A 5,496-nucleotide genomic window follows, 5' to 3' on the forward strand; every position below is an offset into this window, starting at 1 on the left:
GCGCGCCCAAGGTGGACGGCCCCGTCGCCGGCGATCCGGCGACGAAGACCTTCGTGGCCGGCCGGCGCTATGGGTCTTGCCGTATCGATGAAAGTAATGCCGCTTTCGGAGCGTCATAACGGCCGTCGGTCACATATGCCGGATGGGAGCGGAACAAGACCCGTGTTGACCGGCGACCGTCATGAGACGGCTGGCTCGCTCAGGAAAGGTCTATCTCCTCCGGTGTCTCGTACGTAGCCACGATGACCTGACCAAATGAACAGGTTTTGATCTGCCAAAGCACACCGCTAATAAATAGTTCACCGCCGTATAGAGCCTCGTTGGCTGCCATGACGGCTCGATTGGTCATGTTCTGCAAAGACGGTAAAACGTCCAGCTTTCCATCGCCATCTGTGGGGCACGATAGCATCGCAAGGCCACCTGGCTGGTCCCATGCAAGCCATCCCTCGGCAATCAGCGCAATTTTCGGTCCATTCTCGGTCAGCATCGTAACCGTAAACGGCACGAATTGTCCTTCGTCAGAGTTGCCGAGATAAGCCCAACGGCCTGTCAGCACGATCGGATCGGATGTCAGGCGGGAGGCGCTTTCGACGATCGCGTCGCGCCGATCTGCAACGAACGCGTTGATCGGATGCCAGGCATCCGCAGGCTCGGCATCGATCCGGCAGAACGTTTCGCCCTGGTCGATGAGGATAGCCGCATCGCTGCCATATGGCAGCAACCGGCCGTGGACACGGTCGGCATCCGTTGTCAGAGCCACATTGATGGCATCGCTGGTCAGCAAGGTCGACATCGCGAGCACGCACCTGTCCATCAATGCATCCCAGGTCCACGAGCCTCCGCTATCGACAATACCTGGAACGACAACCGTGCTTGCACCACCCGGATTATCTCTTGCGATAGCGTCGTTATTACTTGTCGTTTCGGTCATCGATTTACTACTGCCCAAGCCTGATGAGATCGATTGTCCGGCGGATCGACGGCCGCGTCAACACGAAAGCCATTGTCAACACTGAGTTTTTTCGAGAACCGCGCAACAGCCTGTGAATCCGCACTGTTCGATGAGTGAACACGCCCTCCTAAACGCAGTCAACAACGCAATTTTCTCAGGGAATATAAAATAAGTTGTTTTCGGGGATTGCACTTTCAAAAATTCGAAGTGACCATTGTAACAAGACACGAGACATGGAGATTAAAAGTGTTGACAATGAAGACGCAGGAATTCGAAGCACAGTTTGAGAATGCGTGGAAAGGTGGAAGGAGGCAGATGATCGAATACTGCGGCAAACTCCTGTTGCCGGGTGAGGACGCGGCCATCGTGATGACGGCAGATCGTATCGAGGCGGTGCTCGATGGAGTTCCTGCTCCCGCCAATCATAAGTTCAAAAAGTTCGTCGCCCGGTACGAGAATAGTATCCGGGAGGCGACCGCAAACGAGTTCCGGCACTTCCAGTCGAAGATCGTAATCCTTGGACGGTGGCATGACATCGGCCCCAACCAGAAGGACTTTGAACCTTACATCGTTCACAAGTGTGATTGGGACGGGAATGCCCTGAACAATAAGTACGACTACGAGATTTTTCCATTCGACGGCCTCGGCTCAGGCGAGGGGTACTACATGAACTTCCGTCGGGACGATCAGGGCGTTTCCGCACGCAGCCATCTAACCCATTTCTCTGAACACATCACCTCTCGCACGGGACTGAGTGAACAGGCCGCTGTCCGCCTCGGCCTGCCGACAGGTCTGGTTTGGTATCCGCCGAACGGCTCAAACTTTCCGATCCTCGCGACGGAACGCAGCAGACCTGGACGCCGGAGCACCGGACCCGTGGGTACGCGGCAGTTCGCCTGATCAACCAATTCTGACGTCAGCGCATGAGAGCCGTCTTTGTGCCGCGTCGACCCAACGACTTATGTCAGTAAAACCGAAAGGACTAAACATGACCGAACTTTCCCAGACTGCACTCGAAGCCATGATCGCTGCAGCATTCGCAGGGTTTCCAGGATCGGGCGAGCATCTTCCAGCACGCCTGGTTCGTGACCTGACAAACGGCTCCATCAGGCCTGATGCGTCACCGCGCACCTTGGCGCGTCGATATCCAGCCGCCAAGGAAGGAGAACTCGAGGTCGCGATGAAGACCGCATTCCGCTGGCTTGAGTCTATCGCGGGCGGCTTGGTCATCGTCAGCGATGGCAACAGCGGAGAGATCATCGAGCAGATCGCCATGCCCCCCGTATCTGGCGGTTACGGCGGGCGAAGCCCCGTCGGGCTCGGTCTTTCCGCCATGACCGCGATGCTGGATCGTCGCAAGCGTTACCGCAATGCACGCGATTTCTTCCTGCACGTTCACATCATGCCAGACGGCACCTATCGCAAGAAGCAGGGCAAGCATGTCGAACAGTTCGGAGAGCTCCTCCTGACGTATCGCGGTTGGGACAAGGAGGCCGAGGACCTCGACGTGCCCTTCCCCGACGGCATGCCGTCGCTCGATCGCGAGGTCTGCTACCGGTACAGCCCGCAGAAAGGTTATGTCGGTTTCGATGGCGAGCGTTGGCGCTGCGAGTGGTGACGGCCTATGCCGATGTCCTGTTCCCGAACGCCGGGCGGCATCCTTGCCGCCCTTTTCCAGGCCGCACCGGTATCTTGCTGACCCACCGCACGATCGCGTGTTCGAATATGGCTCGTTAACTATTTCGACAGAAGCCGCCCCTCGGCCGACCTGTTTCCAATTGCAATCCGGGATCCTCGCCTTATTTTGGCATTACGACGTGCTGTCCCGGCGCAGGTGAGAGTGTAATGGGAACTACGGCTCGTCGTCGAAGAAGCCAGCAGCGGTCAGGCTCGCTCTCAGGGTCCCGCATCGTTTCAGAACATTGATGATGAACAAAACGATGCGCGGAGCTATAAGGAGAACCTATGTCCGCTAATGCGCTTGACCAGGTATTGGCTACGACCAATGCCGATATCAATCCGATCCTGAAGATGCTCAGCATCTTCAACGAAGGCGAGCGAGCGTTCAATGTTAACGCAGCGCTTTTGAGGCGCGGCCGCCATTTCAGACATATCGACAGATACCCTGTCGGTACGCGTAAGGGGCGGCTCGGTGAATGCTACAAGAACTGCACACAAGCACTCATGCCTGTCATCTGCGATCCCGATCCGCCATACTTCTACGCGGAAGGATATGCGATGAACGCCGAACTGGGACTGCCGCTCCAGCATGCCTGGCTGGTTAACACCGACGACCAGGCTATCGATCTGACCTGGCGCGACAACAAAAGTGTCACCTACTACGGCGTCATCTTCAGACCCGCGTTCCTGCTCGAGGCTATGCGCTTCACTGAGGTATACGGCGTCCTGTTTAATCCCGGTCTTCAAGATCGCCTGTTCCACGACGCCGACGTGTTCAAATCGACGCTCTGCCGCCCTGGCTTGCCGGGCCTGCCTCGCGGCGCCGTCGCATAGTCGGTCGCCACAACCGTCGCCGGCCGGAAAGCATCTTTCGCTCGGCGGCGATCGCAGGATTTTTCCCAGCGTAGACTGAGCCGTTTCCCGTCCAGAGGCTTCATGAGCACGAACGTCATCATTTACACCCGCTATTCCACCGACCGCCAGGACGAACAGTCGATCGAGACGCAGGTCGCGCTTGGCCGGGACTTCGCAAGCACCCGCGGCTGGTTGGTGGAGGAGGTGTTCGAAGATCGCGCAATCAGCGGTACGAAGCTCAAGTCGCGCCCCGGCATCCAGGCGGTGTTGCACCGGATCAAACGCGGCGGCGTCAACGTCCTGCTCTGCATGTCGGTCGATCGTATTTCGCGCGACATGGAGCACAGCTCGGCCATCCTGAAGCAGCTACGTCATCGCGGCGTCGAACTCTGGACAGTCCAGAACGCGGCGCCGGTCAACGATATGGAACTCGGCCTGCGGTCGATCATCAGTCACGATATGATCGAGCAGACGCGCTACAAGACGCGCGAAGGCATGAAGACGGCCGTTCGCAAAGGCAAGGCCGCCGGCGGCATTGCGTATGGCTATCAGGCGAAGCTTGTATACGACGATCGCGGCGATCGCATCCCGGGTCTGCGCGAAGTCAATGAAGAGCAGGCTGAAATCGTCCGATGGATTTTCCAGCAGTATGTGCTCGGCCGCTCTCCCAAGGAGATGGCGATCGACCTCAACATTCGCGTGCCGAAGGTTCCAGGCCCTAGAGGACTGAGATGGCGTGACACGGCAATCCGCGGCAGCAAGGAGCGAGGTTCCGGCATTCTGAACAACGAGACATATGTCGGCCGTCTTGTCTTCAATCGTCGCAAGTTCAGCAAGAACCCGGAAACGGAACAGCGGGAAGCCCGCATGAACGCCGAGAGCGAATGGGTCGTGTCCGAAGTCCCCGAGTTGCGCATCATCGACGATGAACTCTGGGCGAAGGTGAAGCAGCGGCAGCTCGAGGTCGAAGCCCTGTTCGATCATACGAAGACGAACCGCCTCAACCGCACCCATCGCCCGTCCTATCTCCTGAGCGGACTCATCGAATGCGCCCACTGCGGCGGCCCATACGCCATCATGGCCAAAGATCGCTATGGCTGCACAAACCGGCAGAAGAAACTGCCGATCGACCACCTCGGCGATATCGTTTGCCCGAACTCGAAGACGATCAGCCGGAATGAGCTGGAAGGTCGCGTGCTCGACGCAATCCCGGCACGCCTCCTATCGCCCGACAACACCGCATCGATTCAGGACGAGATCAACAAGCAATTGGAAGCTGCACGAACGGCAGGCGAGCGAGACCAGGAGAAGCTCCAGGCCCGACTGCAACAGGTCTCCCGCACACAGGATATCGTTGCCGCTCAAATCACCGAGCGCCTCCTTAACGGCCACTCCCATGTCGAGGCCTTCAACAGACAGCTTGACGAGTTGCAGAAGCAGCGGGACGAGATCGAGGCATCGCTTGCGCGTCCACAACGCAAGCGCAGCGGACCGGCAAAACCGATCGTCATCAATCCCGCCGTATACACCCTGGCCATCAAAGCGCTGACAGCAGTTGCGCGCACCGGCGCAAGCCAGCACGACGACGTCCAGCGCCATTTCAACTTCCTGAGAGAGCTGGTGCAGAAGGTGGTGATCGCGCCGTCGGCCGATGGCAAATCCGCCAATCTCATCATTCACGGACGCCTTGCCGGCGTTCTTGCATCGATGCAGGCGTTTCAGGAGCACAGCGCCGGTTTGCGCGAGCGCCATAAAAACGACTTCGCCCGCCGGGTTAGGGCGGGCGATTTCGCAAATAGCGCCGAGAAGCTGGCTTATCTGGACCGTTTCCGGGCCATTCTGGCCTCGGAGGAGGCTGAATGGCGCCGGTTACAAGTCTCAGTGGTTGCGGGGGCAGGATTTGAACCTGCGGCCTTCAGGTTATGAGCCTGACGAGCTACCGGGCTGCTCCACCCCGCGCCAAGGTTTTTGCCTTCGGCAAAATACCGGTGCGATGAACCTGAGGGGTT

General features: G+C 58.4%; 5 protein-coding genes, 1 tRNA gene and 1 pseudogene. 4 read left to right on the forward strand and 3 right to left on the reverse strand.

Going from position 1 to position 5,496, the window contains the following annotated elements:
- Positions 1 to 199: 199 nt before the first annotated feature.
- The gene (locus GB927_RS34040) at positions 200 to 931 is read right to left on the reverse strand and encodes a hypothetical protein (RefSeq protein WP_256121562.1); all 732 of its coding nucleotides are present in this window, start codon (positions 929 to 931) and stop codon (positions 200 to 202) included.
- Positions 932 to 1,207: 276 nt separating this feature from the next.
- Between GB927_RS34040 and GB927_RS34045 the strand changes: the two genes are divergently transcribed.
- The 4 genes and pseudogenes from GB927_RS34045 to GB927_RS34485 form a co-directional block, all read left to right on the forward strand.
- On the forward strand, positions 1,208 to 1,852 hold the full coding sequence (locus tag GB927_RS34045) for a hypothetical protein (RefSeq protein WP_256121563.1): 645 nt from the start codon (positions 1,208 to 1,210) through the stop codon (positions 1,850 to 1,852).
- An 88-nt stretch (positions 1,853 to 1,940) separates the two neighbouring features.
- A complete protein-coding gene (locus GB927_RS34050) occupies positions 1,941 to 2,570 on the forward strand; it encodes a hypothetical protein (RefSeq protein ID WP_256121564.1) in 630 nt (209 codons plus the stop codon).
- 347 nt (positions 2,571 to 2,917) lie between these two features.
- Positions 2,918 to 3,466: a hypothetical protein gene (locus tag GB927_RS34055; protein ID WP_256121565.1), complete on the forward strand. Its 549-nt coding sequence runs from the start codon at positions 2,918 to 2,920 to the stop codon at positions 3,464 to 3,466.
- 102 nt (positions 3,467 to 3,568) lie between these two features.
- Positions 3,569 to 4,636 (forward strand): annotated as a pseudogene (locus GB927_RS34485) (recombinase family protein); the annotation flags it as partial.
- A 72-nt stretch (positions 4,637 to 4,708) separates the two neighbouring features.
- Here GB927_RS34485 and GB927_RS34065 read toward each other — a convergent pair.
- Both GB927_RS34065 and GB927_RS34070 read right to left on the reverse strand, forming a co-directional pair.
- Positions 4,709 to 5,239: a hypothetical protein gene (locus GB927_RS34065; RefSeq protein WP_256121567.1), complete on the reverse strand. Its 531-nt coding sequence runs from the start codon at positions 5,237 to 5,239 to the stop codon at positions 4,709 to 4,711.
- A gap of 130 nt (positions 5,240 to 5,369) precedes the next feature.
- Positions 5,370 to 5,446 (reverse strand) — tRNA-Met (locus GB927_RS34070).
- Between the last annotated feature and the right edge of the window lie 50 nt (positions 5,447 to 5,496).

Origin of the sequence: Shinella lacus (genome assembly GCF_010994755.1) — a bacterium.
Taxonomy (GTDB): Bacteria; Pseudomonadota; Alphaproteobacteria; order Rhizobiales; family Rhizobiaceae; genus Shinella; species Shinella lacus.